Source organism: Streptantibioticus silvisoli (assembly GCF_027947535.2).
Lineage (GTDB): Bacteria > Actinomycetota > Actinomycetes > Streptomycetales > Streptomycetaceae > Streptantibioticus_C > Streptantibioticus_C silvisoli.
In genome coordinates this window covers 115518-131345 of sequence record NZ_JAAGKO020000018.1, presented here as the reverse complement: position 1 = coordinate 131345, position 15828 = coordinate 115518, and the positions used below count along the sequence as shown (strand labels likewise).

Genomic DNA, 15828 nt, shown 5'->3' with positions numbered 1-15828 from the left:
CCGGGGGCGCCGGGGCCCGGCCGCTACTGCGTCGGAGGGGTTCCCGCACGCCATCCGGCGGCCATTCCATTGCGATAACTGCAATATGTGACAAATCGGTGTTACGTAGGGCCAGGCACGACCCGGCCCTAGGGAGGCACCGATGCGTCGTACGGCGCACGTGAGATGGACCGTCTGCGCGGCGCTGGTCGCCCTCGCCGCCACCGCCTGCGGAGGCGGCAGCGGGTCCGGCGGCGCCGGCGGCGTGGTCCGTGCCTCCTGGGGGGACCCGGCCAACCCGCTGGAGCCCGCCAACACCAACGAGGTGCAGGGCGGCAAGGTCCTCGACATGATCTTCCGCGGCCTGAAGAAGTACGACCCGAAGACCGGCGCCGCGAAGAACTGGATCGCCGACTCCATCACCACCGGCGACCAGAAGAACTTCACCGTCAAGCTCAAGAGCGGCTGGAAGTTCTCCAACGGTGAACCGGTCACCGCCCACTCGTTCGTCGACGCCTGGAACTACGGCGCGCTGGTGACCGACAAGCAGGTCAACTCCAGCTTCTTCAGCTACATCGACGGCTTCGCGCAGGTCCACCCCGCCTCCGGCAAGCCCGCCGCGCGCACCATGTCGGGCCTGGCCGTCAAGGACGACACCACCTTCACCGTCCGGCTCACCCAGAAGTTCTCCACCTGGCCCGACACCCTCGGCTACTCCGCGTTCTACCCGCTGCCCCGCGCGTTCTTCTCCGACCACGCCGGCTGGCTGCGCAAACCGGTCGGCGACGGGCCGTACGCCATCCAGTCCTACGCCAAGGGCTCGATGATGCGGCTGCGCACCTGGCACGGCTACCGCGGCCCGGACCGGGCGCACAACGGCGGCGTCGACCTGGAGGTGTACACCAGCAGCGACACCGCCTACACCGACCTGCAGGCCGGCAACCTCGACGTCGTCGACGACGTGCCCGCCGACCAGCTCAAGAACGTCCGCGGCGACCTGGACGGCCGCTACATCAACCAGCCGGCCGGCATCAACCAGACCATCGCCTTCCCGCTGTACGACAAGCGCTGGAGCGGGCCGAAGGGCGCCCGGTTGCGGCAGGGGATCTCGATGGCCATCGACCGGGCCTCCATCACCAAGCGGATCTTCCAGAACACCCGCACCCCCGCCACCGACTGGACCTCACCGGTACTCGGCGACAAGGGCGGGTACCGGGCCGGCCTGTGCGGCAGCCCCTGCACGTTCGACGCGGCCGCCGCCAAGAAGACCATCGACGGCGCCGGCGGCCTGCCCGGCGGCGGCATGAAGATCGTCTACAACGCCGACACCGGCAGCCACAAGGAATGGGTCGACGCGATCTGCAACAGCATCAACAACGTGCTGGGCGACGACCGGGCCTGCGTCGGCGCCCCGGTCGGCACCTTCGCCGACTTCCGCACCCAGATCGCCGCCCGCAAGGAGACCGAGCCCTTCCGGGCCGGCTGGCAGATGGACTACCCGCTCATCCAGGACTTCCTCCAGCCGCTGTACTACACCGGCGCCTCCTCCAACGACTCCGAGTTCCACAACGCCGGTTTCGACGGGCTGGTCAACCGGGCCAACTCCGAGTCCGACCCGGCCAGGGCGGTCGCCGACTTCCAGGCGGCCGAGAAGATCCTCGCCCAGCAGATGCCCGCCATCCCGCTGTGGTACCAGAACGGCAACGCCGGCTACTCGCAGAACGTCTCGCACGTCGCCCTCAACCAGTTCAGCGTCCCGGTCTACGACGAGATCACCGTCAGCTGACCACCCCCGCACCAGAATCGGGCACCCCATGGGCCGTTATGTGATCCGGCGTCTGCTCCAGATGATCCCGGTCTTCATCGGCAGCACCTTCCTGATCTTCGTCATGGTCTACGCGCTCGGCGACCCGGTGGCCGCCCTCTTCGGCGACCGGGCCCCCGACCCGGCGACCGCCGCCCAGATCCGCCGGGACCTCTACCTCGACCACCCGCTGTGGCAGCAGTACCTGCACTACATGGGCCAGATCTTCCAGGGGAACTTCGGCACCGCCTTCGACGGGGAGTCGGTGCTGTCCCTGATGGCCGGGGCCTGGCCGCTGACCCTGCGGCTGACCATCGTCGCCATCGTCGTCGAGGCCGTCGTCGGCGTCGTCCTCGGCCTGCTCAGCGGCCTGCGCCGGGGCCGCACCGTCGACTCGGGTGTTCTGGTGCTCACCCTGATCGTCGTCTCGGTGCCCACCTTCGTCAGCGGCTACGTGCTCCAGTACCTGTTCGGCGTGCGCTGGAACGTGGTGCCGCCGTCGGTCTCCCCGGGCGCGCCGCTCAACCAGCTCATCCTGCCCGGCATCGTGCTGGCGCTGGTCTCGCTCGCCTACGTCACCCGGCTGACCCGCACCTCCGTCGCCGAGAACCACCGCGCCGACTACGTGCGCACCGCCACCGCCAAGGGCCTGCCGCGGCACACCGTGGTCGTGCGCCACCTGCTGCGCAACTCCCTCATCCCGGTGGTCACCTTCATCGGCACCGACATCGGCGCCCTGATGGGCGGCGCCATCGTCACCGAACGCATCTTCAACATCCACGGCGTCGGCTACCAGCTCTACCAGGGCATCGTCCGGCAGAACTCCCCGACCGTGGTCGGCTTCGTCACCGTGCTGGTCATCGTCTTCCTGCTGGCCAACCTGCTCGTCGACCTGCTCTACGCGGTCCTGGACCCGAGGATCCGGTATGCCTGAACCCTCCAGCGCCCAGAACCCGGGCGAGGCCGTCGGCAACGCCGGCGCGGGCGGCACCATGGACCTCGCCGCCACCGAGGCCGAGACCCTCGTCCCGGGGCGGGGCGGCGAGCCCGACCCCGGCGACCGGCCGCGCAGCCTGTGGTCCGACGCCTGGCACGACCTGCGCCGCAACCCGGTCTTCGTCATCTCCGCGCTGATCATCGTCTTCCTGGTCGTCATCGCCATCTGGCCGCAGTCCATCGCCTCCGGCAACCCGCTGGCGTGCGACATCAACAAGTCCCAGGACGGCCCGGCGCCCGGCCACCCCTTCGGCTACGACACCCAGGGCTGCGACGTCTACACCCGCACCGTCCACGGCGCCCGCGCCTCCATCACCGTCGGGGTGTGCGCCACCGCCGGCGCCGCGCTGCTCGGCGGACTGCTCGGCGCGCTCGCCGGGTTCTTCGGCGGCTGGTGGGACGCGCTGCTGTCCCGGATCAGCGACGTCTTCTTCGGCATCCCCATCATCCTGGGCGGCCTGGTCTTCCTGTCCGTCGTCACCAGCACCACCGTCTGGCCGGTCGTCGGCTTCATCGTGCTGCTGGGCTGGCCGCAGATCGCCCGGATCGCCCGCGGCTCGGTGCTGACCGCCAAGCAGAACGACTACGTCCTGGCCGCCCGCGCCCTCGGCGCCGGGAGCACCCGCATCCTGCTGCGCCACATCCTGCCCAACGCCGTCGCGCCGGTCATCGTCGTCGCCACCATCGCGCTGGGCACCTACATCTCGCTGGAGGCCACGCTGTCCTTCCTCGGCGTCGGACTGCGCCCGCCCACCGTCTCGTGGGGCATCGACATCTCCAGCGCGTCCACCCAGATCCGCGACGCCCCGCACATGCTGCTGTGGCCCGCCGGGGCGCTCAGCGTCACGGTGCTGGCGTTCATCATGCTCGGCGACGCGGTCCGCGACGCCCTCGACCCCAAGCTGCGCTGAGGAGCCGCCGGCCATGAGCACGTTGCTCGAAGTGACCGACCTGCACGTGGAGTTCCGCACCCGCGACGGGATCGCCAAGGCGGTCGACGGGGTCAGCTACGCGGTGCAGGCCGGGCAGACCCTGGCGGTGCTGGGGGAGTCCGGCTCGGGGAAGTCGGTGACCGCGCAGGCCGTCATGGGCATCCTCGACAGCCCGCCGGGACGCATCACCGCCGGCCGGATCGCCTTCCACGGCCAGGACCTGCTGACCATGCCGGAACGCGAACGCCGGGCGGTGCGCGGCGCCCGGATGGCGATGATCTTCCAGGACGCGCTGTCCGCCCTCAACCCGGTGCTCAGCGTCGGCCACCAGCTCGCCGAGATGTTCACCACCCACCGCGGCACCTCCCGCAAGGACGCCCGCGCCAAGGCCGTCGAGCTGATGGACCGGGTCCGCATCCCGGCCGCCCGGCAGCGGGCCGGCGACTTCCCGCACCAGTTCTCCGGCGGCATGCGGCAGCGCGTCATGATCGCGATGGCCATCGCGCTGGAGCCCGAACTCGTCATCGCCGACGAACCCACCACCGCGCTCGACGTCACCGTGCAGGCCCAGGTCATGGACCTGCTCGCCGAACTCCAGCGCGAGATGGACATGGGCCTGATCCTCATCACCCACGACCTCGGCGTGGTCGCCGACGTCGCCGACCACATCGCGGTGATGTACGCCGGCCGCATCGTGGAGACCGCGCCGGTGCACCGCATCTACGCCGCCCCCGCCCACCCGTACACCAAGGGCCTGCTGGAGTCGATCCCGCGGCTGGACCGCAAGGGCCGCGAGCTGTACGCCATCAAGGGCCTGCCGCCCAGCCCGCACCACGTGCCGCCCGGCTGTGCCTTCAACCCGCGCTGCCCGCTGGCCCGGGACCGCTGCCGTACCGAGCAGCCCCCGCTGTACGAGGTGGCCGCCGGCCGCACCAGCGCCTGCCACTACTGGCACGAGTGCCTGCACGGCACCCGCGACAGCGGCACCCCGGAAGGAGCCGGCCGGTGAGCCACCCCACCCCGGCCCCCCAGGTCGACGGCTCGCCGCCGCCGTCGCACGAACCCGTGCTGGAGGTCCGCGGCCTCGTCAAGCACTTCCCGCTGACCCAGGGCATCGTCTTCCGGCGGCAGATCGGCGCCGTCAAGGCGGTCGACGGCGTCGACTTCCGGCTGCACCGCGGCGAGACCCTCGGCATCGTCGGCGAGTCCGGCTGCGGGAAGTCCACCGTCGCCCGGCTGCTGATGAACCTCGAACGCCCCACCGCCGGCCAGGTGCTGTACAAGGGCGAGGACATCACCCGGCTGTCCGGCCGGGCGCTGAAGGCGGTGCGCCGCAACATCCAGATGGTCTTCCAGGACCCGTACACCTCGCTCAACCCCCGCATGACGGTCGGCGACATCATCGGCGAGCCCTTCGAGATCCACCCCGAGGTGGCGCCGAAGGGCGACCGGGCCCGCCGGGTGCGCGAACTGCTCGACGTGGTCGGCCTCAGCCCCGAGTACATCAACCGCTACCCGCACCAGTTCTCCGGCGGCCAGCGGCAGCGCATCGGCATCGCCCGCGGCCTCGCCCTCAACCCCGAGATCATCATCTGCGACGAGCCGGTCTCCGCCCTCGACGTCTCCGTCCAGGCCCAGGTCATCAACCTGATGGAACGCCTCCAGGCCGAGTTCGGGCTGGCCTACCTCTTCATCGCCCACGACCTGTCCGTCGTACGGCACATCTCCGACCGGGTCGCGGTGATGTACCTGGGCCGCGTCGTGGAACTCGGCGACGACCGCGAGATCTACGAGCACGCCACCCACCCCTACACCCAGGCCCTGCTGTCGGCCGTACCGGTGCCCGACCCGGCCGCCCGCGCCGACCGCGACCGGATCATCCTCACCGGCGACGTGCCCTCCCCGGCCGCCGTCCCGTCCGGCTGCCGCTTCCGCACCCGGTGCTTCAAGGCGCGTGACCGCTGCGCGCGCGAGGAGCCGCTGCTCACCGTCCCCGAACCGTTCCGCGACCGCTCGACGCCGGCCGGGCACCCCAGCGCCTGCCTGTTCGCCGCCGAGCGCGGCACCGGCGAGGGAAACGGAGCCTCCTCCACATGACCGGGTCGGGCCAACTAGGCTGACGGCGAAGGCGAACCGACACCTCACGCAAGCGGAGGACCCACGTTGAAGCTCGGCCTGCACTACTGGAACTACTCCACCCCGGCCGATCCCGCCCGGATCGCCGCCACCCTCGCCGAGACCGCCCGCGTCGCCGACCAGGGCGGCATCTCGGCGCTGACGGTGATGGACCACTACTTCCAGATGGAACGCCCCGGCATGAGCACCGCCGAGGAGCCCATGCTGGAGGGCTACACCGCCCTGGGCTACCTGGCCGCCGTCACCGAGCGCGTCACCCTCGGCATGCTGGTCACCGGGGTCATGTACCGCCACCCGGGCCTGCTGGCCAAGATCGTCACCTCGCTCGACGTGCTCTCCGGCGGCCGCGCGGTGCTGGGCGTCGGCGCGTCCTGGTACGAACGTGAACAGCGCGGCCTGGGCGTCCCGGTGGTCCCGATGGGCGAGCGTTTCGAACGTCTGGAGGAGACCCTGCGGATCTGCCTGCAGATGTGGAGCGACGACAACGGGCCCTTCGACGGCACCCACTACCAGCTCGCCGAGACCCTCTGCGTCCCCGCGCCGCTGACCCGCCCCCGCCCGTCCATCATGATCGGCGGCGCCGGCGAGAAGAAGACGCTGCTGCTGGTCGCCCGCTACGCCGACGCCTGCAACCTGTTCGCCTCCGGCCCCGACGAGGTCGCCCACAAGCTCGACGTGCTGCGCGGGCACTGCGAGGCGGAGGGCCGCGACTACGACGCGATCGCCAAGACCGCCGTCTACGGCGCCCCCGTCCTCGACGACCCCGACGCCTTCCTCGCCGAGGCCGCCGCCTACGCCCGCCTGGGCATCAGTACCCTCCAGGTCTCCCCGGACCGCCACCCGGTGGAGTTCGCCAACGGCGTCGTGGAACACCTGGTACCCCGGCTGGCCGACCTCGGCTGACCGGGGCCGGGCCGCTACGCCGGTTCGCGCGGCGGCTCGGTGCCCTCCAGGGCCGCCAGCGCCGGGTCCAGGACCACGTCGTGGCCACGGTCGGCCACCGTGGGCTCCTGGGGGAAGTGGCAGGCGGTCAGGTGGCCTTCGGCGTCCCCGTCGAGCCGCACCAGCGGCGGCTCGTCGGTGGCGCACTTGTCCTGCGCCTTCCAGCACCGGGTGCGGAACCGGCAGCCGGAGGGCGGGTTCAGCGGCGAGGGGACGTCACCGGCCAGCCGGATGCGTTCGCGCCCGTCGTCGTCCGGGTCGGCCTCCGGCACCGCGGACAGCAGCGCGTGGGTGTACGGGTGCCGGGGGTGCTCGTAGATGGCGTCGCGGTCGCCGATCTCGATGATGCGCCCCAGGTACATCACCGCGACGCGCTGCGAGAAGTGCCGCACGACGGCCAGGTCGTGCGCGATGAACAGGAACGCGATGCCCATCTCCCGCTGGAGGCGCTGGAGCAGGTTGACCACCTGGGCCTGGATGGAGACGTCCAGCGCGGAGACCGGCTCGTCGGCCACGATCAGCTTCGGCTCCAGCGACAGCGCCCGCGCCACCCCGACGCGCTGCCGCTGGCCGCCGGAGAACTCGTGCGGGAAGCGGTTGTAGTGCTCGGGGTTGAGGCCGACGATCTCCAGCAGCTCCCGGGTGCGCCGCTCCCGGGCGCCCGGGGTGAGCAGCCCCTGGATCTCCAGCGGCCCGGAGACGATCTCGCCGACCGTGCGGCGCGGGTTGAGCGAGGCGTACGGGTCCTGGAAGATCATCTGGATCTCGGTGCGCACCGGCGCCAGCTGCTTGCGGGTGGCGTGCGTGATGTCCTGGCCGCGGTACGTCAGCCGGCCGGCGGTGGGCTCCAGCAGCCGGGTCACCAGCCGCCCGGTGGTGGACTTGCCGCAGCCGGACTCGCCGACCAGGCCCAGCGACTCGCCGGCGTGTACGGTGAAGTCCACCCCGTCGACCGCCTGGACCGCGCCGACCCGGCGTTTGAACAGGAAGCCGTCCAGCACCGGGAAGTGCTTGGCCAGCCCCGCCGCCTCCAGCAGGGGTTCCCCCGCCGGGGCGGCCTTCGTCATCGCGATGCCGCTCATCGGTTCCCTTCCCCCTGGTCCGCCTCGGGCTCCGCCGCGGGTTCGTCCGCCACGGTCCGGTCCGCCTCGGGCTCCGCGGTCCGGTCCGCGTCCGGGCCTTCGGGGCCTGCCGCCGCGGGGCTCGCCGCCTCGGGCCTGCGGCCCAGCGCCGGCCGGATCCGGTCGGCGAAGATCGCCCGTTTGCGGTCGCCGTCCAGATGACAGGCCGAACCGCGGGCCCCGGTGAGCAGCAGCTGCGGCCTCTCGGTCGCGCAGCGGTCGCCCGCCACCTCGTCGCGGAACGCGCACCGCGGGTGGAACGGGCAGCCCGGCGGCGGGTCCAGCAGGCTCGGCGGGCTGCCGGGGATCGGCCGCAACGGGACGTCCACCGGCGCCTTCAACCGCGGTATCGAACTCAACAGGCCCCAGGAGTAAGGGTGTTCCGGGGTCTTGAGGATGTCGCGGACCGTGCCGGTCTCCACGCAGCGGCCGGCGTACATCACCAGCACGTCGTCGCAGACGTCCGCCACCACGCCCAGGTCGTGGGTGACGAAGACGATCGAGGTGCCGGTCTGCCGCTGGAGGTCCTTGAGCAGGTCGAGGATCTGCGCCTGCACGGTGACGTCCAGCGCGGTCGTCGGCTCGTCGGCGATCAGCAGCTGCGGGTCGCACACCAGCGCCAGCGCGATCATCGCCCGCTGCCGCATGCCGCCGGAGAACTGGTGCGGGAAGTCGTCCACCCGGCGCTGCGGCTGCGGGATGCCGACCCGGCCCAGCATCTCCACCGCCCGCTGCCGCGCCCGGTGGCGGGACGCGCCGGTGTGCTTGCGGTACGGCTCGGCGATCTGCCGGCCCACCGTGTAGTACGGCGACAGCGCGGTCAGCGAGTCCTGGAAGATCATCGACATCTTCGCGCCGCGCAGCTTCTCCAGCCGCTTGCGCGGAGCGCCCAGCAGCTCCTGGCCGTCCAGGGTGACCCGGCCGGAGACGGTGGTGCCGCGCGGGTCGTGCAGCCCCAGGACGGCCAGGTTGGTCACCGACTTGCCGGAGCCGGACTCCCCGACGATGCCCAGCGTGCGGCCGCGTTCGAGGTCGAAGGAGAGCCCGTCGACGGCCCGTACCTCGCCGTCCTCGGTGGCGAACCGGACGCGCAGGTCGCGCACGGACAGGAAGGGGTCGCCCGTGCCGCGCGGCGCGGGCGGTTCCGGCCGGGGCTGCGGCGTGGTCACGGTGGTCACGTGCGGGCTCTCCTCGGGTGCGGAGCCGGTGGGTGGTCGGCGGCGGCGCTCACAGCCGGATCCGCGGGTCGATGAACGCGTAGCAGGCGTCGATGAGGATGTTGAAGGCCACGATGGCGGTGGCGCCGAAGAGCATGACGCCCATCTCCATCGGCAGGTCGGTGCCCAGCACCGCGCTGACCGCCAGCTGCCCCAGCCCGTGCAGGCCGAAGGTCGACTCGGTGATGACCGTGCCGCCCAGGATGGACCCCAGGTCGATGCCGAAGATGGTGATGATCGGACCCATCGCACCGCGCAGCGCGTACCGGAAGAAGACGTACGCCGAGCCCATGCCCTTCGCCCGGGCGGTGCGCACGTGCTCCTCCGACAGCTGCTCGATCATCAGCGAGCGGGTCTGGCGGCTGTAGTTGGACCAGAAGATCACCGACATCACCAGGCACGGCAGGATCACCCCGCTGAGCGAGCCGACCGGGTCGCTGCTCCAGTCCGGGTCGTGGCCGGCGTCCAGCCAGCCCAGCCGGTCGGCGAACAGGAAGATGGCCAGCGGTCCGATGAAGTAGATCTGCACCGACTGGCCCAGCAGCGACACCGCGCTGGCGATCCGGTCGGTCAGCCGGCCCTGCCGCCAGGCGGACAGCAGGCCCAGGCCCACTCCGACGGTCAGGAAGATCGCCGCGCCGCCGACGCCCAGCGACAGCGTGGTGGGGAACCGGTCCATCAGCGTGCTCCAGATCGGCGTGTCGTTGGTGAACGACAGCCCCAGGCACGGCGCGGGACAGTTGCCCAGCGGCAGGTGCCGGCCGGTGAAGACGCCGGAGACGTAGTCCCACCACTGCACCGGAACCGGCTTGTCCAGGCCGAGGTTGCGGTGGATCAGCGCGATGTTCTGCGGGGTGCAGGACTTGCCGCACGACAGCTGCGCCGGGTCGATCGGCAGGGCGAAGAACAGCACGTAGGTGACCGCGCTGATCAGCACGAGGATGACGACGGCGGCCAGTACCCGGCGGACGAGGAATCGGAGCATGGGTGGGGGTCTCCCCTGGGGAACGGGCGAAGGGACCGGTCACCGGGCCGGGGCCGGCCGCCCCGGGCGGGACGGCCGGACCCGGTGGCGGGTCACTTCACGTAGACCGAGCCGGGGTTGATGGTGCCCAGCGGGGTGTTGTAGGTGACGCCGCCGAGACCGTCGCCGTACACGTTGTAGTACTTGTCGTACAGGTAGGGGACGACCGGGGTGTCGTTCTTGATGATGTCGGTCGCCAGCGCCTGCCACTGGGCGGCCTGCTGCTTGAGGTCGGTGATCTTGTTGATCCGGTCGATCTCGCTGTTGACGTGGCTGTCGTCGAGGTGCGAGTAGTCCGGGTCGCCGTCCGCCAGCAGCCGGCCGTCCATGGTCGGCGGGATGACGGTGCTCGCCGACGGCCAGTCGGCGCTCCAGCTGGTGACGTAGATGTCGTAGGGGTTGTCGACCTTCGAGATCTGCGAGTACCAGGACGTGGCGTCGACCGCCTTGAGCCGCAGGTCGATCCCGGCCTTGGAGAACGCGTTCTGCAGCGTGCGGGCCACCGTCTGCCAGCGGTCCTCGTTGCGGTACGCGAAGGTCAGCGTCAGGTGCTTGACCCCGGCCGCCGCCAGCAGCTGCTTGGCCTTCGCCGGGTCGCCCTGCGGGGTGGCCAGCTTGCCGAACGGGTCGCTGGCCTGGTGGCCGGCGACCGTCGGGCCGATCAGGCTGGTGCCCAGGTCGCCCTGCGGGGAGCCGCCCAGCGCGGTCTGCACCTGCTTGATCGGCATCGCGTAGGCGATCGCCTGCCGGACCTTGACGTCCTTGATCCGCGAGGTGTTGAGGTTGAACACCTCGACGTACGGCTGGTACTGGCTGACCAGCCGGGACTTGTACTTCGCCGGGTCGGTGGCGATGACCTCGGTCTGCGACGGGTCGGCCGGCGCCACCAGCGCGAGCGCGTCCTTGTCCTGCCCGGACTCCGCCATCAGCCGCTGCGTCAGGTTCAGCTGCGAGATGTCCAGCTGGAGGTCCCAGGTGTCGGGGTAGGCCTGCCGGATCGGGTCGCTCTTGGCGTCCCAGTACGGGTTGCGGTTCAGCACCAGCTCCTTGCCGGAGTCGTAGTGCTGGATCTTGTACGGCCCGTCGGAGAACGGCGCGTTGTCGTAACCGGTCCTGGTGTCCTTCGACTTCAGCACCGGACCGGCGTCCGGCAGCGCCATCGCGTACGGCGCGTCGGAGTGCGGGGCCAGGAAGTGGAAGACCACGGTTTTGCTGTCCGGCGTGGCGATCGACGAGTCCGGCAGCGACTTGCCGCCGTAGGGGCCCTGGTACGCCTTGCGGAAGTCGGTGCCCGACAGCCAGGTCTGCACGTACGACGGGCCCTCGGTCTCGAAGCTCGCGTAGAGCCGCTCGAAGCCGTACTTGACCTGGTCGCTGGTGATCGCCGTGCCGTCCTGCCACTTCAGGCCGGACTTCAGGTGGAACGTCCAGGTGCGGTCGCCGTCGGAGGGCTCACCGGTGTCGGTGGCCAGGTCGCCGACCAGCTTGGTCGCGCCGGTCTTCGGGTCGATCCGGTAGCCGGTCAGCGTCCGGGCGAACAGCTGGCTGACGATCATCGTCTCCTGCGTGTACGCCTGCGCCGGGTCCAGGTGGTTGATGCCCTCCTGCTCCAGGTCGTAGACCGTGCCGCCCTTCTTCGCACCCGGCACCGGGGTGGCCGGTCCCACGGAGTCGGCGGCGGTGCCCACCGTGATGGTGTCCGCCGCGGCCTTCGCACCGCTGTCGGCGGCCGGACCGCCGCCGCCCCCGGCGCTGCACGCGGTCAGGGACAGCGCCCCCGCCGCCAGGACCGCCGCGTACCGTGCGTTTCGCAATCTCATGATTCCCGCCTGTCGCCTGAGGGACCGGACACGCGTGCCGTCCCGGGTGTCACCGGACGGTCCTGGGGTCGAGCGCGTCCCGGACCGAGTCCCCGAGCAGGTTGAAGGCGACCACGAAGACGACCATCGCGATGCCGGGGAAGAACATGTAGGTGATGTCGGACTGGAAGTACCGCGACGCGTCCTGGAACATCAGCCCCCAGTCGGGGGTCGGGGTCTGCATCCCGACGCCGAGGAAGGAAAGGCCCGCCTCCGCCGTGACGTTGACCGGCAGCAGCAGGGTGGCCTGCACCAGCACCGTGGACCAGATGTTGGGCAGCAGTTCCTGACGCAGGATCCGCACCGAGGAGGCGCCGGCCAGCCGGGCCGCCTCGACGTACTCGCGGTCGCGCAGGCCCAGCACCTGGGAGCGCACCAGCCGGCCCAGCGCCATCCAGCCCAGCACGAACTGCACCAGCACCAGGGCGGTGAACCGGATCCAGGTCGGCTCCTGGCCACCGGGCTTGACGAACAGCGCCACGATGACCGGGGTGAACGCGATGAAGAACAGCTGCTGCGGGAAGGCCATCATCAGGTCCGACGCCCGGCCCACCACGTAGTCCGTACGGCCGCCCAGGTAGCCCTGCACCAGGCCCACCGCCACGCCCACCACCACCGACAGCACGGTCACGCACACCGCGATGCCCAGCGAGGTGCGGATGCCGTAGACCAGCAGCGCCAACACGTCGCGCCCCAGCAGCGGTTCGACGCCGAACCAGTGCGTGCCGTCCATGCCGCCGTTCGGTTTGACCGGCATGCCGAAGGAGTTGAGCAGGTTGTCGTCCTGGCCGTAGAGCGTGTACGCGTTCTCGCCGTACAGCTTGGTGATCAGCGGCGCGCAGGCCGCGATCAGAAGGTAGAGCAGCACGACGAACGCGCAGACCACCCCGACCTTGTCGCGCCGGAACCGCGCCCAGGCCAGCTGGCGCGGCGACCGCCCGGCGAACCGGGCCCGGCCGGGCCCGCCTTGGCCGTCCGCCGCGCCGCCGGCCGCCGGCTCGGGACGGCCGGCCGCCTGGGTTGGAACGCTCATCCGCTTCGGCCCTCCGCGCCCTGGGAAACAGCACCGTTCAAAAGTGCCGTCGACTCAGCGGACTGTGGCAATTTATGTCATGCGCAGTCAAGAGGCGCAGAGCGGCTGGTTGCCCGGTCACCCTTTTCTTGAGCGAAAGGTGCACAGATCGCAGCTCAGGCGTGCTTGACACCCGAAAGCCCGGTCCGGCATTTGGTCATGAACCGGTGTCAAACGCCGTAACGTCCCGGCAACTCGACCGTAGCCGCCGCGCCATGTGCCGCCCGCACCATGGTGGTTGTACGGCCGTGCGGGTGCCGTCGACCGGCCGGCGATCCCCTCGGGGGTCGCCGGCCGGTCTGCCGCCGGCCGCTTTCGCGTTCCCCGGGGGCGGCGGCGCGGCCCCCGACGGCGGTCCGGCGCACGGCCGGTGGACGCGCGACGGCCCGGTCCGGACCTGCGGCGAAGCCGCCCGCGAACGCGCGACAGCCCGCGTCCGGTGCACGGACGCGGGCTGTCGGGCTCGGGCGGGCCCGGAGGTCACACCCCGGTGTCGCTCTGCCGGCGGGCTTCCTCCAGGGCGGCGAGCGCCGGGTCCAGGACGATGTCCTCGCCGCGGGAGGCGATGGTCGGCTCCTCGGGGAAGTGGCAGGCGGTCAGGTGACCGTCGCCGTTGCCCTCCAGGCGGACCAGCGGCGGCTCCTCGGTGGCGCACTTGTCCTGCGCCTTCCAGCACCGGGTGCGGAACCGGCAGCCGGACGGCGGGTTGATCGGCGACGGGACGTCACCGGCCAGCCGGATGCGCTCGCGGTTCTCCGAGCCGGGCACGACCTCCGGCACCGACGACAGCAGCGCGTGGGTGTACGGGTGCCGGGGGCGCTCGTAGATCGCCGTGCGGTCGCCGACCTCGACGATCTTGCCGAGGTACATCACCGCGACGCGCTCGGAGAAGTGCCGGACCACCGCCAGGTCGTGCGCGATGAACAGGAACGCGATGCCCATCTCGCGCTGGAGGTCCTGGAGCAGGTTGACCACCTGCGCCTGGATGGAGACGTCCAGCGCGGAGACCGGCTCGTCGGCCACGATCAGCTTGGGCTTGAGCGCCAGCGCGCGGGCCACGCCGATGCGCTGCCGCTGGCCGCCGGAGAACTCGTTGGGGTACCGGTTGTAGTGCTCCGGGTTGAGACCGACGATCTCCAGCAGCTCCTGGGCCCGCCGCTTGTGGCCCTGCGGCGGGTTGATGCCGTTCAGCCGCATCGGGGTCTCGACGATCGTGCCGACCGTGTGCCGCGGGTTCAGCGACGAGTACGGGTCCTGGAAGATCATCTGGAGGTTCTGCCGGGCTTCGCGCATCTTCACGACCGGCTTGTGGGTGATGTCCTCACCGTCGAAGACGACCTTGCCCGCGGTCGGCTCCAGCAGCCGGGTCACCAGCCGTCCGGTGGTGGACTTGCCGCAGCCGGACTCGCCGACCAGGCCCAGCGACTCGCCGGCCCGGACCGCGAAGTCCAGCCCGTCCACCGCCCGTACCGCGCCGACCTGGCGCTGGAAGACGATGCCCTGCCGGATCGGGAAGTGCTTCTCCAGGCCCGTGACCTCGAGAAGGTTCTCGCCGGAGGACTCGGCGGCCGGCGCCGGCCGCTGCCCGGCGATCGACTTGGTGGTGCTCACGACATGCTCCTGTTCGTCCGCCGCCGTCACTTCACTGCCTTGTCAGCGGTACCGCGGATCTCGGCCTTGCCGTCGGCGTCGAGGTGGCACGCCGCGATGTGCTTGTCACTGCCCAGCACCGGCAGCAGCTCGGGCCGCTCGGTCAGGCAGCGATCGCCCGGGACACGGTCCCGGAACTCGCACCGGGGGTTGAAGGCGCAGCCGCCCGGCAGGTTGATCAGGCTGGGCGGGCTGCCCTTGATGGGGTTCAGCCGCTGGGTGACGTCGCCGGACAGGTGCGGCATGGACTGCATCAGGCCCCAGGTGTAGGGGTGCTCCTGGTGCTCCAGCACGTCCTGGACGGTGCCGTACTCCACGCGGCGGCCGCCGTACATCACCAGGATGTCGTCGGAGATCTCCGCGACCACCCCGAGGTCGTGGGTGATGATGATGACCGCGGAGCCGAACTCCTCCTGCAGGTCGCGGATGAGGTCGAGGATCTGGGCCTGGACCGTCACGTCGAGCGCGGTGGTCGGCTCGTCCGCGATCAGCAGTTCGGGGTCGCACACCAGCGACATGGCGATCATGGCGCGCTGGCGCATACCGCCGGAGAACTGGTGCGGGTAGTCGCGGTAGCGGCGCTCCGGCTGCGGGATGCCGACCCGCTTGAGCATCTCCACCGAGCGCTCGCGGGCCTCCTTCTTGGAGACCTTGTGGTGCACCAGGTACGCCTCGGCGATCTGGCTGCCCACCGAGTAGAACGGGTGCAGTGCCGACAGCGGGTCCTGGAAGATCATGGACACCTTGCTGCCGCGCAGGCTGCGCATCTCCCCCTCGGAGAGGTTGACCAGCTCCTGCCCGTCCAGCCAGACCTCGCCGGAGACCCGGGCGCGGGAGTTCTTGTGCAGGCCGAGCAGCGCGAGCGAGGTCACCGACTTGCCGGAACCGGACTCACCGACGATGCCGAGGGTCTTGCCCTTCTCCAGCGTGAAGGACACGCCGTCCACGGACTTGACGAGGCCGTCCTCGGTCGGGAAGTGCACGCGCAGATCCCGCACATCGAGGAAGGAGGACGGCGTGCTGCCGTCCGCGGACTGCGGCGAGATTTCGAGGGCCACTGGGACTTCCTTGGTCGACGGGGGGCCGGTTGCCCGGC

General features: G+C 70.9%; 13 protein-coding genes. 6 read left to right on the top strand and 7 right to left on the bottom strand.

Annotated elements, in window-relative coordinates; all coding sequences use genetic code 11:
• The first annotated feature begins 142 nt into the window (after positions 1–142).
• From POF43_RS14605 to POF43_RS14580, 6 genes are all read left to right on the top strand, one after another.
• Entirely contained in the window at positions 143–1765 is a 1623-nt protein-coding gene (locus POF43_RS14605) for a peptide ABC transporter substrate-binding protein (RefSeq protein ID WP_271312971.1), read from the top strand.
• A gap of 28 nt (positions 1766–1793) precedes the next feature.
• Positions 1794–2717, top strand: a complete 924-nt coding sequence (locus tag POF43_RS14600; protein WP_271312972.1) for an ABC transporter permease — start codon at positions 1794–1796, stop codon at positions 2715–2717.
• Positions 2710–3690, top strand: coding sequence for an ABC transporter permease (locus tag POF43_RS14595; RefSeq protein WP_271312973.1), 981 nt, complete (start codon positions 2710–2712; stop codon positions 3688–3690). The genes POF43_RS14600 and POF43_RS14595 overlap by 8 nt, the downstream gene beginning before the upstream one ends.
• Positions 3691–3703: 13 nt before the next feature.
• Positions 3704–4720: an ABC transporter ATP-binding protein gene (locus tag POF43_RS14590; protein ID WP_271322438.1), complete on the top strand. Its 1017-nt coding sequence runs from the start codon at positions 3704–3706 to the stop codon at positions 4718–4720.
• Positions 4717–5808 (top strand): ABC transporter ATP-binding protein, encoded by a 1092-nt coding sequence (locus tag POF43_RS14585; RefSeq protein ID WP_271312975.1) that lies wholly within the window; start codon positions 4717–4719, stop codon positions 5806–5808. Before POF43_RS14590 ends, POF43_RS14585 begins: the two co-directional genes overlap by 4 nt.
• 66 nt (positions 5809–5874) lie before the next feature.
• A complete protein-coding gene (locus POF43_RS14580; RefSeq protein ID WP_271322437.1) occupies positions 5875–6750 on the top strand; it encodes an LLM class F420-dependent oxidoreductase in 876 nt (291 codons plus the stop codon).
• Positions 6751–6764: 14 nt separating this feature from the next.
• On the opposite strand, the gene POF43_RS14575 is transcribed toward POF43_RS14580, so the two are convergent.
• From POF43_RS14575 to POF43_RS14545, 7 genes are all read right to left on the bottom strand, one after another.
• On the bottom strand, positions 6765–7871 hold the full coding sequence (locus POF43_RS14575) for an ABC transporter ATP-binding protein (RefSeq protein WP_271322436.1): 1107 nt from the start codon (positions 7869–7871) through the stop codon (positions 6765–6767).
• A complete protein-coding gene (locus tag POF43_RS14570; protein WP_271322440.1) occupies positions 7868–9079 on the bottom strand; it encodes an ABC transporter ATP-binding protein in 1212 nt (403 codons plus the stop codon). Before POF43_RS14570 ends, POF43_RS14575 begins: the two co-directional genes overlap by 4 nt.
• A 58-nt stretch (positions 9080–9137) precedes the next feature.
• On the bottom strand, positions 9138–10112 hold the full coding sequence (locus POF43_RS14565; RefSeq protein ID WP_271312978.1) for an ABC transporter permease: 975 nt from the start codon (positions 10110–10112) through the stop codon (positions 9138–9140).
• A 92-nt stretch (positions 10113–10204) separates the two neighbouring features.
• Positions 10205–11971 carry an ABC transporter substrate-binding protein gene (locus POF43_RS14560; protein WP_271312979.1) on the bottom strand — a complete coding sequence of 589 codons (1767 nt, stop codon included), beginning with the start codon at positions 11969–11971 and terminating at the stop codon, positions 10205–10207.
• 49 nt (positions 11972–12020) lie between these two features.
• A complete protein-coding gene (locus POF43_RS14555) occupies positions 12021–13043 on the bottom strand; it encodes an ABC transporter permease (protein ID WP_271322435.1) in 1023 nt (340 codons plus the stop codon).
• 519 nt (positions 13044–13562) lie between these two features.
• Entirely contained in the window at positions 13563–14693 is a 1131-nt protein-coding gene (locus POF43_RS14550; protein ID WP_271312981.1) for an ABC transporter ATP-binding protein, read from the bottom strand.
• Positions 14694–14719: 26 nt separating this feature from the next.
• Positions 14720–15790 carry an ABC transporter ATP-binding protein gene (locus POF43_RS14545; protein ID WP_271312982.1) on the bottom strand — a complete coding sequence of 357 codons (1071 nt, stop codon included), beginning with the start codon at positions 15788–15790 and terminating at the stop codon, positions 14720–14722.
• Positions 15791–15828: the final 38 nt, after the last annotated feature.